We start from the raw sequence: 21,693 nt of genomic DNA, 5'->3' as shown, positions 1-21,693 counted from the left end.
TTTGATACTTTGCGGTGCATAAGGATTGTCTTATGAAGAATTTTAAATTTAGCCTTGCATGGCAAATTTTAATTGCTTTAATCCTAGGGATAGTTGTCGGGGCTGTTTTACATAACCAGCCTGAAATCAAAGACAGTATTGTGAATAATGTTCTTACACCACTTGGTAAGATCTTTATTAGCCTGATTAAAATGATTGTTATTCCAATCGTTTTCTCTACCTTGATTTTAGGTATTGCAGGTGTTGGCAGTACGAAAAGTTTAGGGCGACTTGGTTTTAAAACCATTCTCTATTTTGAAATTATTACGACTATCGCTATTTTGGTTGGCTTGGTTGCAGCAAATATCTTCCATCCGGGCTCAGGCATTGATATGTCTCAGTTGGTACAGTCGGATATTTCTCAGTACAAGCATACAACTGAAGAAGTTCAGTCTCAGTCACATGGTTTAATTCAAACAATATTATCGCTTATCCCAACGAACATTATTAGTTCAATGGCGCATGGCGAAATGTTACCTGTGATTTTCTTTGCTGTGCTATTTGGTATTGGTTTATCTTCTTTACCAGCAACCACTAAAGACCCATTATTGAACGTGTTTCATGCAGTTTCAGAAACGATGTTCCGCGTAACGCACATCATCATGAAATATGCACCAGTGGGTGTGTTTGGTTTAATCGCTGTAACTGTTGCAAACTTCGGTTTTGCTTCACTTATCCCTTTAGGCAAATTAGTCGTGTTGGTATACGGTGCGATTTTATTCTTTGCCTTAGTGGTACTTGGTTTAACTGCAAAATTTTTCGGTATCAATATCTTTATCTTGTTTAAGATTTTGAAAGATGAATTGATTTTGGCTTATTCAACAGCAAGTTCGGAAACAGTTTTACCGCGTATTATGCAAAAGATGGAAGCTTACGGTGCGCCAAAAGCGATTTCCAGTTTTGTGATTCCAACAGGTTATTCATTTAACCTTGATGGTTCTACGCTGTACCAAAGTATCGCAGCAATCTTTATTGCACAGCTTTACGGTATTGAAATGTCAATCAGCCAACAAGTTATTTTGGTTGTAACATTAATGATTACTTCTAAGGGTATTGCGGGTGTTCCTGGCGTATCATTTGTTGTTTTATTAGCGACATTAGGTAGCGTTGGTATTCCTGTTGAAGGCTTAGCATTTATTGCTGGTGTTGACCGTATTATGGATATGGCTCGTACTGCATTGAACGTTGTCGGTAATGCGCTTGCTGTACTTGTAATCAGTAAATGGGAAAAACAATACGACTCTGAAAAGGCTGCTGCTTATGAAGCATCGCTTAAATAAAGCTGACTTTTTATTGTTGTAATAAAAACCCGCGTTGATCGCGGGTTTTTTTATGAGGTTATTTCAGTACAGATTCATATAACGCCAGTGTCTGATCACACATGTCTTTCAAGCTAAACATAGTAACAGGGGCAACGACTTGAGGCTGTTCAATATGCTGTCTAACTGTTTCTAGTAAAGCCTTTTCATTTCCTACTTCAACAAGACCTTGTGGATAGATATTCGATAAAATCTCGGCCACGCCTCCACGATTCCAGCCAATGACTGGCGTACCGACTGAGAGCGCTTCTAATGCTGTTCTACCGAATGTTTCTGCCTGATTGGATAGAGAGAGCACAATATCGCTAAAAGCGAGCCATTCGCGAATATCTGAGCGATGGCCTACGAAGGTAATTTTATCTGCGAGTCCTTTGCTTTGAATGCTACCCTGCAACTCGCTTAAATAGGCCTGTTTTTTTGCATCGGCACCACCAACAACCACAGCATGTAGCTGAGGATATTGTTTACCTAGTTTTTGCATCAGTTCAATTAAACTTTCATGTCCTTTTAAACGTGTAATACGGCCAGGTAAGCAAAGTAAGAACTTATTTTCGAGTTCAGGAAAGTCATTAAAAACTTGATTAAACCATTGTGCTGAGGGTTGATAGTTATGCGGAAACGCGGCTGGGTCAATTCCTCGATAAATTCGAACAATATCTTGGGGAGGGCAGTTTTTATAATGGTCAGTGATGTATTTAACTACACTGTCTGAAACAGCAATCACTTTTTCGGCCTGCGTCATAATCGCACTATAACGATTGACTGAATAAAAGCCATGTACCGTACTAATGAGGTGAGGGCGTTTGTTCGCAGGTATTTTTCTTAAAGCAAAGTGAGTTAGCCAAGCAGGTACACGTGAACGTACATGAACAATATCGGGTTGATGCTGTTCAATCAGCTGACGTAATGGACGGATTTGCCACAAGCTTGAAAGCGACTTTTTATGAATTGGTAGCGTTAAATGAGTAGAACTTTCAGCTTCGAGCTGTGAGACCAAGCGGCCACCGTTTGAAACAACCAATGATTGATGGCCCTGTGCAACAAGTGCGCGTGCAATTTCTAGCGTGCCGCGTTCTACGCCACCGCTATTAAGTTCTGGGAGAAGTTGCATCACTTTCATTGTTTTTTGCCTTATACGTTCATAAAAGATGGATCATCTACAGATACATCATCTCAAACTAAATCATTATCCAGAGTTTACTATCGTGATAGCGACATGGATGTCGCCGTTTCGCTGTGTTACAAGGATGTAACATCAGCGGAACAAAGGATTTTTGCTTACTTTTTATCCCTGAAAAGTAAGGTCTGCCTATTGGATAGTATTTGAATTTCACTTTAAATCGAGGCTGTGCCTATTACTAATCTAAAATTATTACAGCCTTATCTTAATAAATCTCTTCATATCCCTCTGGACGTGTTTTAAAGCGACGATGGAACCACATATATTGAGTTGGTGCGATACGAAGCTGATTTTCAATAATCTTATTAACACGTGTTGCATCATCAACTTCATCTTCACTTGGCATATTGTCGACGGCCGGTTCAATCAAGATATGATATTTCGGGTCTTGTACATCGCCTTGACGATAAAAATATAAAGGAACTGCGACTGCCTTCGAGATTTTTAATAAACGGCGATGTGCAGTTACTGTGGCCGCTGGCACACCAAAGAAGGGTGCCATAACCCCTTGTTTAAGTCCGAAGTCTTGATCAGGGCTATACCAAATTGCATCACCATCTTTAAGATGACGAATTAAACTACGCATATCATCATGATCGATTTGCGCTTTATAAATGGTGCCACGGCAACGATATATCAGCATATCGAGCAATGGGTTGTTTTGAGGTCGGTAGACGACATCTGGCTCGAAATATTGAGCGCACACATAACCCCCTGCATCAAGAAGCGTACTATGAGTACCCAATAATAAAACGCCTTTGCCCTGAGCTTGAGCGTTGGTAATGTGTTCTAAGCCTTCAATAGTGACACGGTTTTTAAACCAGTAAGGCTTATACCATGCGTTTAATGTCTCAAAAATACCAAGCATCATATCTACAAAAACTTGCTTAGCTTGTTGCTGTACTTTTTCGGCTGACCATTCGGGAAAGCAGACTTCTAAATTACGAATAGTCGTTTTTCGGCGAGATTTTAAATATTTCCAAGCAAGATTTGCTAAGCCATGAGCCAGACGCCATTGAATTGCCCACGGCAAAATAGCCAAAAGCATTAAAAAAACGATGGCAATCCAAATACCCCAATATTTAGGCAATAAAAAGGACCATTGAAATTCACCGGGCGTATAAGTCTGCTTTTGGCTCATAGCGATATAAAGAATTCGAAATTAAAACTGGCAAAAGTGTATCATGAACTGAATTTATCGTCGTAATACACTGTTGAATTGAGCGTTTAAGATGAAGAAGTAAAGCGCGGTTATCGACGATTTTCTAAAAGAATACGAACAGCAAGTCCAGCTAGCACCGTTCCCATAAGCCAACGTTGTATATTTGCCCAAAGAGGCTTTTGTTGAAGAAAAAGGGCAATGCTACCCGCAGAAAGCACAATCAGCGCATTTACCGAAACGCTGACAAAAATTTGTATAGTACCGAGCTGAATGGATTGCCATAAAATACTGCCTTGTTGTGGGTGAATAAACTGTGGCAATAATGATAAATACATAATCGCAATTTTAGGATTAAGTAGATTTGTAGCGAAACCCATTAAAAATAGTTTAGCTGGAGAGTCTACTGATAATTGCTTTACATCAAAAATTGGGGATGCATTGGGACGTAGTGCTTTCCATGCTAGCCAGAGTAAATAAATTGCCCCTGCAATACGGATGGTGTCATAAGCATAAGGAACTGCAACAATAAGCGCTGTAATCCCGAAAGAAGCACAAAGCATATAAAATACGAAGCCAACGCCGACACCAGCGAGTGAAATAAATCCCGCCGTTTTTCCTTGGCAAATTGAACGAGAAATAAGGTAAATCATGTTTGGGCCAGGGGTAAGCACCATCGCCAAGCAGATTAATCCGAATGCTAAAATTTGAGAAAGATCTAGCATGAAAAATACTCGAATATTATTATATGGGTAGATATAACATAATTATTTTTATAAGTCTTATATTCAAACAGGGCGATATTTTGAACTATTAAGGCTGACTAAACTTAATCACTCATCATGTATTTTTCATAGATTTTTAGCTTTCAAATTTATAGATATTTTATAAAAAGCCCCCTTAATTTAAGGAGGCTTTTTTATTTACTCTAGGCGAAAGCAAATAAATTAATTTCCTTTGCTCATTTGTTCAAGCTCATCCCAACGTTCTAATTTTTCAAGTAATACCTCTTCAATTTCTGCGAGACGTTGACTTGCTTTGGTTGCTTCATCGGCATTACTGACAAACCATGAACCATCTGCAAGTTTGTCAGAAAGCTCTGCTTGTTCAACTTCCAGTTTCTCGATTTCGGCAGGAAGTTGCTCAAGTTCACGTTGGTCTTTATAACTCAGTTTGACTTTTTTAACGTTACTTTGTGCTGCGGCTTTTTCAGCTTCGGCTTTTGCTTGAGCTTTTTTAACGTCAGACTTTTGGTCTACGACTTTATCATCTGGACGTTGCTGCAAATAGTCTTGGTAGCCACCAATGTACTCTGCAATATTGCCTTTACCATCAAATACCCAAGTTGATGTTACGACGTTGTCCATAAATGCACGGTCATGGGAAATGAGTAACAAGGTTCCTTTATATTCAGAAAGCATCTCTTCAAGAAGCTCAAGAGTCACCATATCCAAGTCATTGGTTGGTTCGTCCATCACAATCAGGTTCGATGGTTTAAGCAGTAATTTAGCAAGCAAGATACGGTTACGCTCACCACCAGAAAGGGCTTTTACAGGTGTGCGTGCGCGTTCAGGTGAAAACAAGAAATCTTGTAAATAGCTGTAGATATGACGGCGGTTGCCATTTACATCAACGAAGTCAGAGCCTTCTGAAACGTTTGCCATTACTGTTTTTTCAAGGTCTAAGGCATTACGTAATTGATCAAAATAAGCAACTTCTAACTGTGTACCTGTCTTAACAGAACCACCGTGCTCGATTTCACCTAAAATAGCTTTAATTAAGGTTGTTTTACCGACGCCGTTATCACCGACTAGGCCAATACGGTCACCACGCATGACTAGTGTAGAGAAATCTTTAATCAGTGGTTTGTCGTCATAAGATACGCTTAAGTGCTCAATATCAAATACTAATTTACCAGAGCGATTTGCTTCTTGAGTCGCCATGCTCACTTTGCCCTGTTGTGAACGGCGAGCTTTCGATTCTTCACGTAAAGCTTTTAAGGCGCGCACACGACCTTCATTACGCGTACGGCGAGCTTTAATCCCTTGGCGAATCCAAGCTTCTTCTTCAGCTAACTTTTTATCAAATAAAGCATTTTGTTTCTCTTCTGCTTCCATTTGCTGAGCTTTAAGCTCTAAATAACGTGAATAGTTGCCTTCGTAGCCACGTAAAATGCCACGATCAAGTTCAACAATTCGAGTTGCAATACTGTCTACAAAAGAACGGTCATGCGAGATAAATAGTAGCGTTAAATTATTTTGATCGAGTAGGAATTTTTCTAGCCACTCAATACTTTCAACATCTAAATGGTTCGTTGGTTCGTCTAGAAGTAATACGTCTGGCTGCGTTAAAAGAGCACGAGCGAGTAAAACACGGCGTTTACGTCCACCTGAAAGATCTGCCAAATCTGCATTTGGATCGAGTCCCATTTTACTTAATAGAGCATTGACCTTGTTTTCGAGTGCCCAACCGTCGAGTTGGTCGAGCTTATGCTGTAGGTTACCCATACGGTCACAAGCTTCCATATCTCCCAGCATACAAGCATCAGTTGCTTCATGATAAGCTCTGAGTACTTCGGCAGCTTCGCCTGCGCCATCAGCCACAATGTCAGCAACCTTACCTGAATCCATTGGAACGTCTTGGGCTAACATTGAAACAGTTAAACCATTTTGAATAGAAACTTCACCAGAATCTGGTAATAGGCTTCCCTCGATCAGTTTAAGTAAAGTAGACTTACCTTCACCATTACGACCAATTAAACAGACTCGTTCGCCACGTTCTAGATTAAAGTTCGCGCCATCGAGCAGGGCAGGTCCGCCAAAAGCAAGTTGGACATCCCTTAGGGTAATATAGGCCATAATGTTTTCCAGAATCTCAAATGAGGATTTAAATGACTAAACCACCATATCATGATGATCAAGCGTCATTTTCCGCACCCATTGAAGATTTGCAAGTGCGAATTACATTTTTGGATGATTTAGTTGAACAATTAAATCAACAACTCGCTATTCAAACTCAAGAAATAGCTGATTTGAAAAAACAAATGCAATTTCTTTATCAACGTGTGGAATCTTCGGATTTGTCAGAAGGCATTGCACCTTTTGATCCATTAACGAATAAACCTCCTCACTATTAATAAAAAGGCAAGTTCGATACTTGCCTTTTTATTTGGGAATATTTTCAATTTTGCTTAAAAACCTTGTAAGACAATCTTACCCTTTGTTGTCCCACTTTCAATTTGCTGGTGAACTCGTTTTAAATTTTCAGCATTAATTGGACTTATAACTTCTGTCACAGTCGTCTTAATTTTCCCTTCGTCCACCAGCTTGCTGACTTCATTTAATAGTTCACTTTGTTTTGCCATATCTTCGGTTTGGAACATTGAACGTGTAAACATAAACTCCCAATGCACAGATACAGACTTTGACTTAAACGGTTTGATATCTAACTGTTCAGGATCATCAATAAGTCCGAAACGGCCTTGCGGTGCAATCAACTCTACAATATCTGCTAAATGCTGATCTGTTTGAGTAGTCGAGAACACATATAAAGGTGCAGTTAAACCTAATTGCTTGATTTGGGCTGCTAAAGGTTGACGATGATCTAACACATAATCTGCTCCAAGTTGCTTAACCCAGTCTTGAGTTTCTGCTCGTGAAGCTGTTGCAATAATTGTTAGGTTAGTCAGCTGTTTAAGAAGTTGAATGGTGATTGAACCTACACCGCCAGCTCCACCAATCACTAATATTGTTGTGTTTTCTGGCGCGTTCTTTGGAACTTGCAGGCGATCAAATAACATCTCCCAAGCCGTGATTGCAGTTAAAGGGAGAGCTGCAGCCTCAGTTGCTTCTAAAGTTTTTGGTTTATGGCCAACGATGCGTTCATCAACGAGTTGTAATTCGCTATTACTACCTTGACGATTAAGAGCACCTGCATACCAAACAATATCGCCAATCTTAAATTGAGTAACTTTATCTCCAATCGCTTCAACGATACCTACTGCGTCCCAGCCAAGCGTTTTCCACTGATTATTCTCAGGGCTTACATTCTTTCGAATTTTAGTATCTACCGGATTTACTGAGACAGCTTGTACACGAACAAGTAAATCATGTCCTTCAGCAATAGGAGCATCGAGTTCAATATCAACGAGTGCTTCTGGCGATGCAATGGGACCAGCTTTTTGATATGCCACAGCTTTCATAATTATCATTCCTCTTGTTGAGAGTTTGATCATAACGTAAGCTTAAAATAAGTGACTACAGACAAATAACGCTCATAGTGTCAAAAAGGATACTGTAAAATGGCAAAAGCAAGACACTCAAGTTTTGATTGCTCTCCGGGTTGTTCAGTGGAGGCAGCGATTAGCTTGATTGATGGAAAGTGGAAATGCGTCATTCTTTGGCATTTATTTAATGAAGGTACCTTGAGGTTTAACGAAATTCGAAAGCGTGTTCCGAGTATTACCCAAAGAATGCTGACAAATCAGCTACGCGAATTGGAACAAGATGGAATTATTCATCGGGAAGTCTATCCTCAGGTACCACCTAAAGTAGAATACTGCCTGACTGATTTGGGACAAAGTCTTGAGAAAATTCTGTTTGCTTTAAAACAGTGGGGGGATGCTCATATTGACCAGTTTGGAAAGCTGACACTTGTTGATGGCCATCCGAATCCTTAATGATCTTTATGTCAGCTCATCGCAATTTGCGCTATGAAATCTGATTATTTTGAAGCGTGCCCCCTTGTATCGGGCATTATTTTTATGATGAAACTTGCGTTTTCTGGTCAGCTTATGCAACTCTAATAAAAGAGATTAATAGGTTTTGCTATGGACAATATGGGAATTTGGGTTACCGTTATCATTGTTCTTTTCGTACTAGGCTCCATTTTTGGTTTAAGAGTGAGCCCACGTGAAAAGGCACTTGGTATTATGCGTGATAAAGCTCGTAAAATGGGTTTACACCCACGTGTAATCGTTGCACCTGAATGGACACATGTCCCAATGGCGACTGAAAAGCGTGCCAGCATGGTTGCTTATTATAGTGTATTGATTCCCGATGCTCGTTTATCTTTAATGCGCGCTCGCGTTGTAGATGGCAAATTAAAAGTGGTTCAGGGTGATGAGAAATTTAATGATTCTCCCATTGCATTAAAAGGGATTTATGCTATTGATATGCAGGCAAACTGTGTAGGGCTTTATTGGGATGAGGAATCAGACCTGAGAGCAACACAATTAGATGAGATGAAGGCTTATCTGTTGAACTTGGCTAAAGCCTGATTTTTAAATTTATTGGTATAGGAATAACATTTTATATGGCGAATACCTCGCGCTCTGCATCTCAAAGCACAGCATCTACTGCACCTGCTGCACATAAACGTGCCTTAGTGATTGTGGAGTCGCCTGCCAAAGCGAAAACCATCAATAAATATCTGGGTTCGCAATACATTGTAAAGTCTTCTGTAGGTCACGTACGTGATTTGCCAACAGGTGGCAGCAAATCAACTGAGAAAAAGCCGGCTGCCCGGACGAAACTCACTGAAGCAGAAAAAGAACAAAAAGCCAGTCAGGCTTTAGTTAATCGTATGGGGGTTGATCCTGAACATGGTTGGGAAGCTCATTACGAAGTTCTGCCAGGTAAGGAAAATGTTGTTGCTGAACTAAAGAAACTTGCCAAAGATGCTGATGCAATCTATCTCGCAACGGACTTGGATAGAGAAGGGGAAGCCATTGCTTGGCACCTAAGAGAAGTTATTGGTGGTGACGACAGCCGTTATCACCGTGTGGTATTTAACGAAATTACTAAAAATGCCATTCAAGAAGCATTTAAACAACCTACGCGCCTAGATTTAAACCGAGTTAATGCTCAGCAAGCACGCCGTTTCTTAGACCGTGTTGTTGGCTTTATGGTTTCGCCATTACTTTGGGAAAAGATTGCCCGTGGTTTGTCAGCAGGTCGTGTACAGTCTGTAGCGGTGAAACTGGTTGTAGAGCGTGAAAGAGAAATTCGTGCTTTTATTCCGGAAGAATACTGGCAAGTTTTTGCAGACACGCAAGCCAAGAAAGATGACATTCGTCTTGAAGCAGTTAAGCAAGCTGGTAAAACCCTTAAACTGAAAAATAAAGCTGAAACTGATGCTTTATTGGAAGTTTTAAAAGGTGCTGAATATAAAGTTGCACAGCGTGAAGATAAACCGACTAAGGTAAATCCAAGCGCACCGTATATCACTTCAACGCTGCAACAAGCTGCAAGTACACGTTTAGGTTTTTCTGTAAAGAAAACCATGATGCTAGCACAGCGTCTATATGAAGCAGGTTTTATTACCTATATGCGTACTGACTCAACGTTCTTGAGTGATGATGCAGTAAGCATGGTACGTGCCCATATTGAAAGCCAATTTGGTGAGAAATATTTACCGGCGAAGCCAAACCGCTATGGTAACAAAGCAGGTGCTCAAGAAGCCCATGAAGCGATTCGTCCTTCAAATGTTGCACTTACAGGTGATCAACTTGCGGGTGTAGAGCGTGATGCTCAGCGTTTATATGATTTGATTTGGCGTCAGTTTGTTGCATGTCAAATGACTCCAGCAGAATATTTATCTTCAACTTTAACGGTTGAAGCTGCAAATGTTGAATTGAAGGCAAAAGGCCGTACGCTTGTATTTGATGGTTTTACACGAGTGCGTGGTGCTAATAAGTCTGATGACGATATTATTTTGCCTGCAATTAAAGTAGGTGAAATTTTAAAATTAGAGAAGTTAGACCCAAGTCAGCACTTTACTAAACCACCTGCACGTTTTACTGAAGCTTCTTTGGTTAAAGAACTTGAAAAACGTAGTATTGGTCGTCCTTCGACTTATGCAGCGATTATTTCTACGATTCAAGAACGTGGCTACGTTAAGTTAGAAAACCGTCGTCTTTTCGCCGAAAAAATGGGTGAAATTGTCACGGATCGACTTGATGAAAGTTTCAATAACTTGATGAACTATGCCTTTACAGCAGACCTTGAAGGGCAGCTCGATAAAGTTGCAACAGGCGAGCGTAACTGGAAAGAGTTACTTGATACTTTCTATGGTGACTTCAAGAAACGTCTTACCAATGCTCAAGGCGAGCACGGCATGCGCCGTAACCAACCGGTTGAAGTGCCAGCAGTACATTGTCCTGAATGTTCACGTCCAATGCAGATTCGTACAGGTACAACAGGCGTATTCTTAGGTTGTTCTGGGTATAACTTACCACCTAAAGAGCGTTGTAAAGGTACTTTGAACTTAACACCTGTTGAGTCCTTAGCTGCTCTTTCTGATGATGATGGTGCTGAAACCGCAGATTTGATGTCAAAACATCGTTGTGCAAAATGTGGCACAGCCATGGACAGCTATGTGATTGATGGTGGTCGTAAACTGCACGTATGTGGTAACAACCCTGACTGTGACGGTTTTGAGCTTGAAGAAGGTGAGTTCAAGATTAAAGGCTACGATGGCCCAACCATTCCGTGTGATAAATGTGATGGTGAGATGCAGCTTAAAACTGGTCGTTTTGGTCCGTATTTCGCTTGTACAAGCTGTGACAATACTCGTAAGGTCTTGAAAAGCGGTCAGCCTGCGCCTCCACGTGTAGAACCGATCAAGATGGAACATTTACGCTCAACGAAACATGATGACTATTTTGTGTTACGTGATGGTGCTGCTGGCTTATTCTTGGCTGCAAGTAAATTCCCGAAAATTCGTGAAACTCGTGCACCAAAAGTTGCAGAATTACGTAGTGTTGCAGCCCAGCTTGATCCTAAATATCAATTTATTTTACAAGCACCAGACGTAGACCCTGAAGGTAATCCGACAGTTGTGAAATTCAGTCGTAAGAATCAATCACAATATGTAGGCTCGGAAACTCCAGAGGGTAAACAAACCAAATGGAGCCTAATTTATCAAAATGGTAAATGGGTTGAGGGCTAATTAAGTCCACAATAAAAAATGCTAGCTCAGCTAGCATTTTTTATATCTAAAACAATAAAAGAAAATTTTAAATGTATGGGGAAAAAGAATGTGGAAAAACATTCGAGTTTTATGTTTGTTAATTATTTTACTGATTGTTGCTGTTCAGGCATGGCGAGATCAAAACCAAGATTGGAATCAACCTATTGTTGTCGTTTTACATCCTATTAATGCAGATGGTTTGCAGACAACACAGAGCTATATTCATCAGTTGCGAAACTCTGATTTTGAGAAAATAAAAAAATATTTAGAGCAGTGGTCACAACATTATCGTGGTCAATCAGGGAACTTTATTATTCGTTTAGGGCAACCGTTACAGCAACGACCTCCTGAGGTTCCTCAGAATGCCAATATCTTTCATGTAATGTGGTGGAGTTTAAAGTTCCGTTTTTATGCATGGCGCCATCAACAACCTGAAGACAATGGGGCATCACTCAAACTTTACTTAAACTATTACGACCCAAATTATCAAAAAGTTTTGATCCATTCGACTGCTTTAGAAAAAGGTCGTATTGGTAGTGTGAATTTATTTGCGACCAAAACACAAGCCTCACAAAATCAGGTCGTGATTGTTCATGAGCTATTACATGGATTTGGGGCACAAGACAAATATGATTTACAAACAGGACAACCACTTTATCCTTTAGGTTATGCGCAACCTGAAAAAGTCTCTTTATATCCACAAACTGATGCTGAAATCATGGGTGGTCGAACACCGTTATCTGAGCAGAGCAGTAAAATGCCGAATGGTTTACATGAAACAATCATAGGTTTACCTACAGCTCAAGAAATTGGCTGGGTGAAATAAAACTGTGGATAAATACTGTTTTATCCACATTAATTGATAAGAAACGATGCAGATTTTATACAGACAAAAAATGTGAAGTACATCACTATTATTAGGTAGATGAAATTCTAATACCTGATAATAAGAGTGGCCATGATGAAAACTGTCGGTAATGATTTGGTGCGTAATCAGTTACATGCTGATCGTAAGTGGTATTTGATATTAGGCTTTGTGCTTATTGGCTTCGGTCTGATTTTGTTTAGTTCATTACCATTTGCGACCTTTTCTGTGGTTTTTTTATTTGGAATACTTATGATGGTGGGAGGTGTTTTACATCTTGTCGCGGCCATGAGTGTTTTTAAAGGTGCTAGCCGATGGTTATGGGCACTTTTTGGTGTGCTTTATCTAATGGCGGGCTACTATGCTTTTTCTACTCCCGTCACCACAGCAGTGGTTTTGACGAGTTTATTATCTATAGCACTGATTATTGCCGGGGCTATACGTACAGTAAACGCGATTTTACTTAAGCCAATTACTGGATGGGGCTGGACCTTATTTTCAGGATTATTAACACTCGCTACAGGTATTTTGATTTTGGTTTCTAAAGATTCACCTTTTTGGGTGTTAGGCATGTTTCTTGCCATAGATATCTTGTTCCAAGGAATTAATTTTCTAGGTTTAGCTTCTGCGATTAAGCATCTGCGATCTAGTTCAAAAACAGTATCTTAAATAAAAATACTGTATCAAAGAGCACTTGAGGTGCTCTTTTTTGTTTTTAGGAGGGCTGACGCATCTGTTGTCGGGGTCTGTTAAACTATGTCTTGGTGTTTTAGCGATATGTGTTATGAGTCTTGCAAAATTAATTAATGAACTAAATGCTCAGCAAAAAAAAGCAGCCACTACGACTGCTCAGAACTGTTTAGTTTTGGCGGGTGCTGGTTGTGGCAAGACTAAGACGATTGTTGCTCGTGCCGCTTATTTAATTGATCAAGGCTTGCCTGCGAACCAAATTCAGATTTTAACGTTTACTCGACGTGCTGCGAGTGAAATTGTTGCAAGAGTTGAGCAGCATGTAGGAGCACAGGCAAAGGGCCTAAGAGCTTCGACTTTTCATACTTTTTGCATGTATTTGCTGCGCCGTAATCCACAAGCTTTTGGTTTAAATCAATTTAGTATTATTGATCGTGATGATCAGTTGCTGATGTTTCGCTTATTAAGAGGTAAAGACAAAGATAATGTTTTACCTAAAGCGGCAGAGCTGTGCGATTTATATTCCTATGCAAGAAATACTCAAACTAAGCTTTCTGAAGCACTGCTTAAGCAACTTCCAGAAGCCTATGAGCACAAGGCACAAATTGCTGAGTTGATGAAAACTTATGAACAACGTAAGAAAGAGCGTAATTTTTTAGATTACGACGATATCTTGTCGATTGTGGCGGTGCATTTACAAAACTCAGAAGCGCTCACCAATTGGGTGGCAGGCTTCTGTCAGGCATTGCTAGTTGATGAAATGCAAGATACAAACCCTTTGCAATGGGCTTTGTTACAGCCCTTAATTGGTAAAGTGAAGTTATTTTGTGTGGGTGATGATGCGCAGTCCATTTATGGCTTTCGTGGTGCAGACTTTGAAAATATTCATTCTTTTAAAGAACGAATACCCGATGCAGAAGTACTTACACTAGCTTTAAATTATCGCTCGACCCAAGAAATTCTAGATTTATCAAATTGGCTATTGGCGCATAGCTCAATTGATTATCAAAAACAGCTACAAGCACATCGTGGCCAAGGACAAAAGCCACAGCTACATTTGTTTGGTAATGAGTTTGAAGAAGCAAACTGGATTGCACAAGATTTAATAACGCGCCATCAACAAGGTGTAAACTGGCATGATCATATGGTCTTGGTGCGTTCTGGCTATAGTGCGCGATATCTAGAAGGCGCTTTTATTGCTGCTGAAATACCTTATCGCTTTATTGGTGGCGTAAAACTTCTTGAGTCGGCCCATGTAAAAGATGTACTGAGCCTGCTACGTATTGTGAGCAACCCTCATGATGATTTGGCTTGGATGCGGTTTTTAACCTTATGGGATGGAATTGGTGATGTTGGAGCGAGTAAGTTAGCCCAAGAGCTAATGGGAATCGCTGATGTTGAAGAACGCTGTCAACGACTTGAACGCCATGGTAAGGTCCCTTTACAAGCAATTTTAATTTTAAAACAGCTAGACGTACTACAGCAGCATGTTGAAGCAAGTATTGGCTTGGCTCTTGATGCTTTAGGCGAGCAGCTAGAGCAAAATTATAAAACTAAAGACTGGTCACGCCGTTTAAAAGACTTTGATTTGGTTAAGCAACTTGCGCGTAAGCATGCATCGTTGGGTGAATTCCTTGAAGAATATGTGCTTGAACCTATTTCAGTTTCTGAAATTGAAAAAGCTGCTGATCAAGATTTGGTGACTCTAATTACGATTCATTCAGCTAAGGGTGCTGAACAGAAAGTTTGTTATGTACCTCATGTATCGCCAAATCAATATCCTTATGCAAGAGCACAGGGTGATTTTGATGATGTTGAGGAAGAACGCCGTGTGCTGTATGTGGCCTTAACACGTGCTGAAAATGAATTAATCTTGACGAAACAAAATCTTAATACGTGGTCGCAAGACACGTATGACGAGCAAGGTCGTAAAGTCGAGAGTTATTTCTTAAATGATTTACCTACACATTTAGTTCAAGCAAAGATACATAGACAAGTACCTCAGCAATTTACTAAAAAACAATGGAACAGATCTCCTGCAGTAAATTTAGGTTTTGGTATCGATCTGGACTAAACTACTGTATAAGACGCTGTGATTACTTAAATGTATATTGGCCCTCCCTTTTATTGCCAATTAAGGTTAGAAAATGAAAATATTAGTCCGTAATTTAGATCGTGCTGTAAGTGAAGCTGAAGTTTTAGAGCTGTTTAAGGCATATGGTAAAGTTGATACATGTGTTCTGGTGACTGATAAAGACACAGGTAAATCGAAAGGCTTTGGTTTTGTTGAAATGCCTAATCCACGTGAAGCGATTAAGGCAATTAAAGGCTTAAATACGCTTAAAGTTAAAGGCTATGGAATTCGAGTTAAAGCAGCCGAAGAATAAGTTTTTCTGATGAAAAGACAGTTTTTAGCTCTCTCAATTGTAACGCCCAATGGTACTCGTATTGCTGAAGGTATAAAAACACTTGAAGTACGTTCATGGGTGCCTACTCGGTTACCAGTGAAAGACCTATTAATTGTCGAAAACCGGAACTTTCTGAACAAAGATATTGATGAAGAAGAAGGAGTTGCTGTCGCTTTAGTTGATGTCGACTCTGTTCATAGTTGGTGAAATGATGAAATTGAGCCAGCATGTGCATCTGCTTGGAGTGAAGGGTATTTTGCTTGGGTTTTAAGTAATATTCGCCCTTTAAGGCAGCCAGTAAAAGTTTTAGCTAAACGTAAAATTTATGAAGTTGAGCTGGATTTACCATAAATAACGTTGATTTTATCAATGGAGTCGTTAAGCTAAGAATAGCTATTGCAATGGCGATTTTAGAACAGGAAAGTTTAGTTATGTCACGTGTTGCTCGTTATCATGCCGATCGTACCAATCAGAAGCTCTATTTTGCACGCTTAGCGTGTCAACAGGCAGAGCAGACCGATCATGTGCAGCAGGTACAAGCTTATCGTGAAACCGCTGTATTTCATTTACATGGCGCAATGTTAGCGTTCCTACAAGAATTGGTACGTTATTACCGTTTAAATGATTTGCAACCTACTTTAAAATCTATTGAGGAACATATGGCGGCAAAAGGACAGGTTTCTCCTGAAGTGTCCGTTTTGCAGCAATTGGCAAAAGATGGTTTTGTTGCAGAGTTAAAACGAGCTTATCGTATGTGCCAGTACGCCCCAGAACCAAAAGAACCGACTCCAGAAGAAGAAACTTCTTCTAATCTCATTATTAAAGTGACACAAGGTCCTCAGTCTTGGTTGCCGGATGTTAAAATCTTGCGTGAATGGCACCGAGAATTAAGCCATTTAATTGATGGTTTTCGTAATGAAATGGTCGAGTTCTAAAATTAAACTGCCTAGATGCTTGAAATTTAGACTAGGTGTGCCTATATAAATAAGACAAGAGAAGCAAAGTGCAAGGGTGCTTTGCCACCATGTTGAAACATGGAGGAAGTATATGTCTATACAGCAATTGAAAGAGTTATTTGGAAATCAAGAAGCAGTGTTGGAATTGGTTCAACTCGAAGGTGGTGAACTCGCCTTGCGTAATGCAGGTTCTGAAAATGAACCCTTGGTTAAAATTCAATTTAGCGATGAAGTCAAAGCAATCTTGGGTGAGCAGACTCCAGTTGTTGCTCAGCATATGATTCAGGCTGCATTGTTTGGACTGCTAGAGAAGCAGGTAAACGAGTGGCAGGCTGAGGTATTAGACGAACAGCCTAAATTTTTGAGTTAAAAAAAGCGTACTTTTAAGTACGCTTTTTATATGGGTTAATGAATTGTTGACTGATGGGCAAGCTCGATCTGATTTAATATGTGGTGACTCATATTCTTTGCCATTTCTTCTTTTGCATAGAACACTTCGCCAATATTTTCTTCACGGATAATTGCTGCTTCTTCTTTGCTTTCTGCGCAAATCAATACCTGAATCTGAGGATTTAATTGCTTGGCAATGCTCACAATACGGTGGATATCTAAAATATCCATAGGGGAGATCACCAAGAGTCGTGCATGCATGATATGTGCTTGAATTAAAACGCTCGGTTCGGTAGCAACACCGCTCACCGCAGCAATATTTGCCTGACGCAGTTTTTCTACGATTTCACGATTCTCTTCTGCAATAACGACCTTAATATTTTCATTAATTAGATTTTCAGTGATGCGTCGCCCCACGCCGCCATATCCAACAATCACGACCTGATCACGTAAGTAAGCTTGATCAACTTCATCGGGTAACATTGCCAATGGGTCACCACTACGTTCAAGCAGTCGAGCTAAGTGAGAGCGTTCACGAATCCAGCGTTGAACAGGCTCAATAGCTGAGAAGATGAACGAGTTGAGCGTAATTGAGAATAAAGCGCCTGCTAGAATCAGATTTTGAGCTTCTAAGCTTAATAGCCCTAAAGAAACACCCAAGGTCGCCAAAATAAATGAAAACTCACCAATTTGTGCAAGGCTTGCCCCGACTGTTAAAGCTGTATTGATTGGATAGCGGAAAAATAAAACCAATGCCATTGCAGCAAGTGTCTTCCCCACCATAATAATCGCAATAACAGCTAAAATATGGAGTGGGCTCTCAACAAGAATGTGGGGGTCAAACAGCATGCCCACAGAAACGAAAAATAAAATCGAGAAAATTTCACGTAGTGGGAGAGTCTCTTCCTCAGCACGATGACTAAAGTCTGATTCTTTAACGACCATGCCCGCAAAGAAAGCGCCTAATGCCATTGAAACCCCAAAGATGGCATATGAACCATAAGCAATTGAAACGGCAGCAGCGACGACAGTAAGTGTAAATAGCTCTCTTGAGCCTAAACGTGCAACGAACTGCATAATAATAGGTACTACACGTTTACCTACAATGAGCATAAAGGCAATAAAGCCAATCACCTTTAATAAGGTGATTCCAAGGGTTAACCAGATATTACCATCTGCACCTGCTGGCGCTTTGCCGCCAAGTAAAACTGCTGTAGCAGGAAGAAGTACTAAAACCAGTACCATTACTAAGTCTTCGACTAACAGCCAGCCCACAGCAATTTTGCCGTTAACTGAATCTAAAAGACCACGGTCTCCTAAAGCTTTTAATAGTACAACCGTACTCGCACATGACAGACTTAAACCAAAAACAAGTGCTGAACCAAAACTCCAGCCCCATAGCATTGAAACCCCAATACCAAGTAAGGTTGCAACAGCGATCTGTAAAATTGCGCCTGGTAAGGCAATACGTCGAACAAGTAATAAATCTTTTAATGAAAAGTGCATCCCTACACCAAACATCAGGAACATGACCCCGAGTTCTGCGAGCTGGTTAGCAAGATGAATATCTGCTTCTACACCTGGTGTATTTGGGCTAATAATAATGCCGGCAATTAAATAGCCGATAAGAGGAGGGAGTCGTAATCGGGCTGCAAGATAGCCAAAAATGAGGGCAACGCCGAAACCAACAGCAAGTAAAATAATTAAATCTACGTCATGCGGCACTAAAAACTCCTTTTACGTGAGTTAGGCTAAAGACAAGCATAAAAAATGCCAAGGCGGAATATAGATAAAGTTTAACAAAAAGGTAAGTATAAAAAAAATGCAAAAAAAAACGACTTCATAAAGAAGTCGCTTTTTTCGAGGCTAAAATTATTTGATTTTAGCTTCTTTGAAAATCACGTGTTGGCGGATTTTTGGATCAAATTTTTTGATTTCCATTTTTTCCGGCATAGTACGTTTGTTTTTAGTCGTGGTATAGAAGTAACCTGTACCAGCTGAAGAAACGAGGCGAATCTTATCACGCATTGCTCAGACTCCTTAGATCTTTTGACCTTGAGCACGAAGGTCTGCAACAACCTTTTCGATACCCAATTTGTCAATAATACGCATACCTTTAGTGGTTAAACGAAGACGTACAAAACGTTTTTCGCTTTCTAACCAGAAACGGTGGTGGTGCAGGTTCGGCTCGAACCGGCGCTTGGTTTTGTTGTTGGCGTGTGAGACGTTGTTACCAACGACTGGACGCTTGCCGGTAACTTGGCAAACCTTAGACATGGTGTAACTCCATTGATTCAGCCAACAGCAAATCTGTGGCCAGTCATACTAAATGTAAACGGATGAATTCATTCAAGGGGCGTTTTATACCAAAAATACGATTAAAAGACAAGCGAAATTGGTAAAAACGAGGCATGATTTAGTATAACAGATCATGCCTTGATCAGTTAGCGCAACAAGGTTTTCGAAATGAAACGATGAATAGGCTTATTGAATGGTGGAAGAATGTATTTAAGGCTATAAAGTTTTGGATTTGACATCACCGAACGCTCATGAGAAAGGCTAAAAAAGCCCTCTGGTCCGTGATATTTACCCATACCTGATGCGCCAATTCCGCCAAAAGGTAAATCATCTTGTGCCACATGGGTAATCACCATGTTAATTCCGAAATGCCCTGAATGGGTGTGCTGCGCAATATAGTCAGCTCGTGCTTGATCATAGTCAAAATAATACATTGCTAGAGGGCGCGGACGACTATTAATAAACTCGATGACTTCTTCTATTTGGTCATATTCTAAAATTGGCAGAATAGGCCCGAAGATTTCATTTTGCATAATATCCATTGCAGTTGTCACACCAGTGACTAAAGTCGGTGCAATTTTACGGACATCATCTAAAATTTCATTTTGCGGGTTAATTTCAACAATACGTGCACCTTGATCACGGGCATTTTCGAGATAGCCCTGAATACGGTTGTACTGTTTATCATTAATAATAGAAGTATAGTCATTGTTCTTGCGGAAATGAGGGTACATTCCAGCCACAATCAATTTAAAGTTTTCAATGAACTCGGCAGTTTTACCGCGTGGTAAGAAAATATGATCCGGTGCAACACAGGTTTGTCCCGCATTCCATAATTTACCTACAGCAATACGCTGAGCTACATCTTTCATGTCCATTGATGCATGCACAAGGGCTGGAGATTTTCCACCTAACTCAAGAATCACGGGAACAAGGTTTTGAGCTGCGGCTGCCATTACTGTTTTACCAACAGAAGTTGAGCCTGTGAAAATCATTTTGTCAAAAGGCAAATGGCTAAACGCATCAGAGATCACACCACCACCATTCACCACAGCCACTAATTCTTGTGGGAATGCTTCAGCTAATGCACTTTCAAGGACTCGTCCAAAGTTTGGAGAAGCGCTAGAGATTTTGATCATGGCATGATTGCCTGCAGCTAGTGCACAGATCAAAGGCCCCACTGAAAGCAATAATGGGTAATTCCAAGGTGTAATAATACCAATGACACCCATAGGTTGATATTGTACCCAACCTTTTGCAGGCTGATGTAATACACTAATATGGCGTTTTGATGGCTTCATCCACGCAGTTAGATGCTTACTGTAATATTTAATTTGTTCCAAACTGGTGAGTAGCTCACCAATTTTTGTTTCCATAACTGCACGATTGCCATAATCAAGGTTAATTGCTTCGGCAATCTGATCTTGATATTTTACCAAGACTCTTTTAAGACGAGCTAAACGATCAATACGCTCTTTAGCAGTGGGTACCGGATGGCGTAGGTAAGCCAGCTTTTGTTGTTCAAGCAAATCATGTAAATGCTTAACATCATATGGAAGCTGAGTCTCTGGATTTGTTTTTGTTTGACTGTTCATCGGTACTTACCAAATATATTGATATACTTATTTTTTAGAGTAAATACTCTAAATAGTCAAGTCAGTTTATGTGTTCAAGTCTTAACCATGTGAATTATTAAAGGTTATTAAAATGTCTCAACCTAAAGCTCTGAAGACAAAGGACCGGATTTTACAAATCAGTTTGCAGCTTTTTAACGAGCGAGGTGAACGGTCGGTTACAACCAATCATATTGCTGCGGAGTTAGGTATTAGTCCTGGAAATTTGTATTATCATTTTCGGAATAAGCATGAAATCATTAAGGAATTAATGTACCAATATCAGGTTGAGACTCTGGACATGCTTTCTTTACCTGAAGACAGACCACTAACGACCAATGATAAAATTAACTATTTTCAAGTGTTAAGTGGTCAACTCTGGAGTTACCGTTTTATTCATCGTGATGTGTATCATCTAGTTGAAAGTAACGAAGACTTTAAAAAGATTTATCCGCGTTTTGCGGGGCAGGTCATGCAGCAAGGACAAAAAATTTATCAAGCCTTTGTCGATGCCGGTCTTATGAAAATGACGCCATCTGAAATTGAAGCGCTCATTATTAACTTATGGATTGTATTAACGAATTGGACAAACTTTTTATATATGTCTGGCCATATTAGTGACAATAACCATTTAGAAGAAAAATGGGTTTGGCAAGCTTTACGCCAAATGGTTTTCCTTGAAGGTCCTTATCTTATGGGAGAAAGCCGAGCAACTTACGAGCAGTTGCTTGAGTCACTGGGGCCTTCTGATCTATTTGCCAGCTTGTCGTCCCTAAAAGATGAATAGTTGTGCTTGCCTATTTAG

The 21,693-nt window shown here is 40.1% G+C and carries 21 protein-coding genes and 1 pseudogene; 13 read left to right on the top strand and 9 right to left on the bottom strand.

The window, feature by feature from the left end:
* Positions 1–32: 32 nt before the first annotated feature.
* Positions 33–1,319, top strand: a complete 1,287-nt coding sequence (gltP, locus tag SOI76_RS16375) for a glutamate/aspartate:proton symporter GltP (protein ID WP_032054344.1) — start codon at positions 33–35, stop codon at positions 1,317–1,319.
* Between the two features lie 58 nt (positions 1,320–1,377).
* On the opposite strand, the gene lpsB is transcribed toward gltP, so the two are convergent.
* The 4 genes from lpsB to uup form a co-directional block, all read right to left on the bottom strand.
* Positions 1,378–2,478 (bottom strand): glycosyltransferase family 4 protein, encoded by a 1,101-nt coding sequence (lpsB, locus tag SOI76_RS16370; RefSeq protein WP_104080322.1) that lies wholly within the window; start codon positions 2,476–2,478, stop codon positions 1,378–1,380.
* A 265-nt stretch (positions 2,479–2,743) separates the two neighbouring features.
* Positions 2,744–3,679 carry an LpxL/LpxP family Kdo(2)-lipid IV(A) lauroyl/palmitoleoyl acyltransferase gene (lpxL, locus tag SOI76_RS16365; RefSeq protein ID WP_104080323.1) on the bottom strand — a complete coding sequence of 312 codons (936 nt, stop codon included), beginning with the start codon at positions 3,677–3,679 and terminating at the stop codon, positions 2,744–2,746.
* A 110-nt stretch (positions 3,680–3,789) separates the two neighbouring features.
* Positions 3,790–4,422, bottom strand: a complete 633-nt coding sequence (yahN, locus tag SOI76_RS16360; protein ID WP_032054347.1) for a LysE family translocator — start codon at positions 4,420–4,422, stop codon at positions 3,790–3,792.
* A 222-nt stretch (positions 4,423–4,644) separates the two neighbouring features.
* On the bottom strand, positions 4,645–6,555 hold the full coding sequence (uup, locus tag SOI76_RS16355) for an ATP-binding cassette domain-containing protein (RefSeq protein WP_002114959.1): 1,911 nt from the start codon (positions 6,553–6,555) through the stop codon (positions 4,645–4,647).
* 32 nt (positions 6,556–6,587) lie between these two features.
* Between uup and SOI76_RS16350 the strand changes: the two genes are divergently transcribed.
* On the top strand, positions 6,588–6,833 hold the full coding sequence (locus SOI76_RS16350) for a SlyX family protein (protein ID WP_002115104.1): 246 nt from the start codon (positions 6,588–6,590) through the stop codon (positions 6,831–6,833).
* A 54-nt stretch (positions 6,834–6,887) separates the two neighbouring features.
* Here SOI76_RS16350 and SOI76_RS16345 read toward each other — a convergent pair whose 3' ends face one another.
* Positions 6,888–7,898 (bottom strand): zinc-binding alcohol dehydrogenase family protein, encoded by a 1,011-nt coding sequence (locus tag SOI76_RS16345; protein ID WP_104080324.1) that lies wholly within the window; start codon positions 7,896–7,898, stop codon positions 6,888–6,890.
* Between the two features lie 99 nt (positions 7,899–7,997).
* Between SOI76_RS16345 and SOI76_RS16340 the strand changes: the two genes are divergently transcribed.
* The 10 genes and pseudogenes from SOI76_RS16340 (at position 7,998) to SOI76_RS16295 (ending at position 16,957) form a co-directional block, all read left to right on the top strand.
* A complete protein-coding gene (locus SOI76_RS16340) occupies positions 7,998–8,375 on the top strand; it encodes a winged helix-turn-helix transcriptional regulator (protein WP_032035382.1) in 378 nt (125 codons plus the stop codon).
* A gap of 150 nt (positions 8,376–8,525) precedes the next feature.
* Positions 8,526–8,975 (top strand): hypothetical protein, encoded by a 450-nt coding sequence (locus SOI76_RS16335; protein WP_002114763.1) that lies wholly within the window; start codon positions 8,526–8,528, stop codon positions 8,973–8,975.
* A 35-nt stretch (positions 8,976–9,010) separates the two neighbouring features.
* Entirely contained in the window at positions 9,011–11,647 is a 2,637-nt protein-coding gene (gene topA, locus SOI76_RS16330) for a type I DNA topoisomerase (protein WP_078224414.1), read from the top strand.
* Positions 11,648–11,735: 88 nt separating this feature from the next.
* Positions 11,736–12,494: a hypothetical protein gene (locus tag SOI76_RS16325; RefSeq protein WP_104080325.1), complete on the top strand. Its 759-nt coding sequence runs from the start codon at positions 11,736–11,738 to the stop codon at positions 12,492–12,494.
* Between the two features lie 126 nt (positions 12,495–12,620).
* Positions 12,621–13,202, top strand: a complete 582-nt coding sequence (locus tag SOI76_RS16320; protein WP_104080326.1) for an HdeD family acid-resistance protein — start codon at positions 12,621–12,623, stop codon at positions 13,200–13,202.
* A 115-nt stretch (positions 13,203–13,317) separates the two neighbouring features.
* Entirely contained in the window at positions 13,318–15,297 is a 1,980-nt protein-coding gene (gene pcrA, locus SOI76_RS16315) for an ATP-dependent helicase (RefSeq protein ID WP_104080327.1), read from the top strand.
* 73 nt (positions 15,298–15,370) lie between these two features.
* The gene (gene rbpD, locus SOI76_RS16310) at positions 15,371–15,610 is read left to right on the top strand and encodes an RNA recognition motif domain-containing protein (protein WP_002115113.1); all 240 of its coding nucleotides are present in this window, start codon (positions 15,371–15,373) and stop codon (positions 15,608–15,610) included.
* Between the two features lie 9 nt (positions 15,611–15,619).
* Positions 15,620–15,982: pseudogene (locus SOI76_RS16305) on the top strand (ASCH domain-containing protein).
* Between the two features lie 80 nt (positions 15,983–16,062).
* Complete coding sequence (locus tag SOI76_RS16300; RefSeq protein WP_016142283.1) at positions 16,063–16,566, top strand: DUF6586 family protein; 504 nt, start codon at positions 16,063–16,065, stop codon at positions 16,564–16,566.
* Between the two features lie 112 nt (positions 16,567–16,678).
* Positions 16,679–16,957, top strand: coding sequence for a hypothetical protein (locus SOI76_RS16295; protein WP_002114792.1), 279 nt, complete (start codon positions 16,679–16,681; stop codon positions 16,955–16,957).
* A gap of 35 nt (positions 16,958–16,992) precedes the next feature.
* On the opposite strand, the gene ybaL is transcribed toward SOI76_RS16295, so the two are convergent.
* The 4 genes from ybaL to calB form a co-directional block, all read right to left on the bottom strand.
* Positions 16,993–18,702, bottom strand: coding sequence for a cation:proton antiporter (ybaL, locus tag SOI76_RS16290; protein ID WP_032054356.1), 1,710 nt, complete (start codon positions 18,700–18,702; stop codon positions 16,993–16,995).
* Between the two features lie 147 nt (positions 18,703–18,849).
* Positions 18,850–19,005: a 50S ribosomal protein L33 gene (gene rpmG / locus SOI76_RS16285; protein ID WP_001205031.1), complete on the bottom strand. Its 156-nt coding sequence runs from the start codon at positions 19,003–19,005 to the stop codon at positions 18,850–18,852.
* 12 nt (positions 19,006–19,017) lie between these two features.
* On the bottom strand, positions 19,018–19,254 hold the full coding sequence (rpmB, locus tag SOI76_RS16280) for a 50S ribosomal protein L28 (protein WP_000048256.1): 237 nt from the start codon (positions 19,252–19,254) through the stop codon (positions 19,018–19,020).
* A 167-nt stretch (positions 19,255–19,421) separates the two neighbouring features.
* Positions 19,422–20,870, bottom strand: coding sequence for a coniferyl aldehyde dehydrogenase (calB, locus tag SOI76_RS16275; protein WP_032054357.1), 1,449 nt, complete (start codon positions 20,868–20,870; stop codon positions 19,422–19,424).
* Between the two features lie 112 nt (positions 20,871–20,982).
* Between calB and SOI76_RS16270 the strand changes: the two genes are divergently transcribed.
* Positions 20,983–21,675, top strand: a complete 693-nt coding sequence (locus SOI76_RS16270; protein WP_032054358.1) for a TetR/AcrR family transcriptional regulator — start codon at positions 20,983–20,985, stop codon at positions 21,673–21,675.
* Positions 21,676–21,693: the final 18 nt, after the last annotated feature.

It is taken from the genome of Acinetobacter pittii (assembly GCF_034064985.1).
Lineage (GTDB): Bacteria > Pseudomonadota > Gammaproteobacteria > Pseudomonadales > Moraxellaceae > Acinetobacter > Acinetobacter pittii_H.
This window is presented reverse-complemented; position numbering and strand designations above follow the sequence as displayed.

Coding starts and splice junctions, on each gene's coding strand:
- gltP (WP_032054344.1), top strand. CDS start 33: ATGAAGAATTTTAAATTTAGCCTTGCATGGCAAATTTTAATTGCTTTA.
- lpsB (WP_104080322.1), bottom strand. CDS start 2,478: ATGAAAGTGATGCAACTTCTCCCAGAACTTAATAGCGGTGGCGTAGAA.
- lpxL (WP_104080323.1), bottom strand. CDS start 3,679: ATGAGCCAAAAGCAGACTTATACGCCCGGTGAATTTCAATGGTCCTTT.
- yahN (WP_032054347.1), bottom strand. CDS start 4,422: ATGCTAGATCTTTCTCAAATTTTAGCATTCGGATTAATCTGCTTGGCG.
- uup (WP_002114959.1), bottom strand. CDS start 6,555: ATGGCCTATATTACCCTAAGGGATGTCCAACTTGCTTTTGGCGGACCT.
- SOI76_RS16350 (WP_002115104.1), top strand. CDS start 6,588: ATGACTAAACCACCATATCATGATGATCAAGCGTCATTTTCCGCACCC.
- SOI76_RS16345 (WP_104080324.1), bottom strand. CDS start 7,898: ATGAAAGCTGTGGCATATCAAAAAGCTGGTCCCATTGCATCGCCAGAA.
- SOI76_RS16340 (WP_032035382.1), top strand. CDS start 7,998: ATGGCAAAAGCAAGACACTCAAGTTTTGATTGCTCTCCGGGTTGTTCA.
- SOI76_RS16335 (WP_002114763.1), top strand. CDS start 8,526: ATGGACAATATGGGAATTTGGGTTACCGTTATCATTGTTCTTTTCGTA.
- topA (WP_078224414.1), top strand. CDS start 9,011: ATGGCGAATACCTCGCGCTCTGCATCTCAAAGCACAGCATCTACTGCA.
- SOI76_RS16325 (WP_104080325.1), top strand. CDS start 11,736: ATGTGGAAAAACATTCGAGTTTTATGTTTGTTAATTATTTTACTGATT.
- pcrA (WP_104080327.1), top strand. CDS start 13,318: ATGAGTCTTGCAAAATTAATTAATGAACTAAATGCTCAGCAAAAAAAA.
- rbpD (WP_002115113.1), top strand. CDS start 15,371: ATGAAAATATTAGTCCGTAATTTAGATCGTGCTGTAAGTGAAGCTGAA.
- SOI76_RS16300 (WP_016142283.1), top strand. CDS start 16,063: ATGTCACGTGTTGCTCGTTATCATGCCGATCGTACCAATCAGAAGCTC.
- SOI76_RS16295 (WP_002114792.1), top strand. CDS start 16,679: ATGTCTATACAGCAATTGAAAGAGTTATTTGGAAATCAAGAAGCAGTG.
- rpmG (WP_001205031.1), bottom strand. CDS start 19,005: ATGCGTGATAAGATTCGCCTCGTTTCTTCAGCTGGTACAGGTTACTTC.
- rpmB (WP_000048256.1), bottom strand. CDS start 19,254: ATGTCTAAGGTTTGCCAAGTTACCGGCAAGCGTCCAGTCGTTGGTAAC.
- calB (WP_032054357.1), bottom strand. CDS start 20,870: ATGAACAGTCAAACAAAAACAAATCCAGAGACTCAGCTTCCATATGAT.
- SOI76_RS16270 (WP_032054358.1), top strand. CDS start 20,983: ATGTCTCAACCTAAAGCTCTGAAGACAAAGGACCGGATTTTACAAATC.